Source organism: Mucilaginibacter panaciglaebae (assembly GCF_039539265.1).
In the GTDB taxonomy this organism is placed as follows: Bacteria; Bacteroidota; Bacteroidia; order Sphingobacteriales; family Sphingobacteriaceae; genus Mucilaginibacter; species Mucilaginibacter panaciglaebae.
This window is the reverse complement of the sequence record NZ_BAABCV010000028.1, coordinates 1-1238: the sequence shown is the minus strand read 5'-3', so window position 1 is coordinate 1238 and position 1238 is coordinate 1. Positions and strand designations below refer to the sequence as shown.

Here is a 1238-nt window from a genome sequence, read left to right as displayed (position 1 = left end):
TGTCATCCTATGTTTGCATAGGAGTTGTTTGAATGATAAATAAGAATAATTTTATTGCAGAAGAAAAAGGTAAAGAGAAAAGATTAAGACGTGTCATTAGGCTCTGGAAAGCCTGTTCGCAATGCTAATCCCTTTACCCTTTACTTAGGAGCTTGAACAGTTCATTAGGCCTTGAGCCTGAATGTAGGATTGATAAGCCACAAAGTGATTCTTCTACTTTTTATTATCTCTTAAACAAAGTTATGCAAACTCAAACACATTACACAGGCATTGACATTTCAAAATCGTTCTTTGATGTAGCGCTCTTTCAGGCAGGCCGTTACACTTACAACAAGTTCAGCAATAACATTGATGGGTTTAAAGCTTTATTGAAAGAGTTACCTGTTGGTAGTTGGGTAGTGATGGAAGCATCCGGCCCCTATTATCTCAGGTTGGCATGTTTTCTTCGTGATGAAGGTGTACCGGTAAGTGTTATCAATCCATTAGTTATCCGTCGTTTTAGCCAGATGCGGATGTCTCGGGCGAAGACAGATAAAAAGGATGCAAAAATGATTGCGGAGTATGGTACGATGGAGCAGCCAGTTTTATGGCAAAAGCCAGAGCAGCACGTTATTACCTTACAGCAAACAGAGGCATTATTGACAAGATTACAAACAGAATATACTGCCCTAAGCAACCAATTGGAAAGTTTTGATAGCAGTGGAATGCTAACAAAGCAGCTAAGAAAAGAGATCAGTACAGAACTGACCCACAAGGAGCGGTTGATAAAAAAGCTGACCAACCAAATGGATCGAATAGCAACTGAACATTATTCAGAACTGCTCGCTAATCTGGAAAGTATACCAGGCATGGGCAGGAAAACGGCAATGATGCTAACGGTTCTTAGCGGAGGGTTTACCCGTTTTGACGATTATCGTAAACTTAGTTCCTATATCGGCATCTGTCCAAGGATATTTGAATCAGGCACAAGTGTAAAAGGGAAAGCCAGGATCTGCAAAATGGGTATGTCACGTATCGGGGCAACTTTGTATGTGTGTTCATGGAGTGCAAGCAGGTGTAACAAAGCCTGCAGGGACCTTTATGGCCGGCTGCTAGCCAGGGGAAAGGCTAAAAAACTGGCTTTAATCGCAGTAGCAAACAAGTTAATTAAACAGGCTTTTGCTATCGCTACACAAAAAACAAAATACAACGAAAATTATTCAAATTATATTTGCTTTTAAACACAGTTCATTGCGAGC

At 40.5% G+C, this 1238-nt stretch carries 1 protein-coding gene; it reads left to right on the top strand.

The features are described 5' to 3' along the window. The first annotated feature begins 242 nt into the window (after nt 1-242). Complete coding sequence (locus tag ABD772_RS17510; protein WP_345107516.1) at nt 243-1220, top strand: IS110 family RNA-guided transposase; 978 nt, start codon at nt 243-245, stop codon at nt 1218-1220. Nucleotides 1221-1238 lie beyond the last annotated feature (18 nt).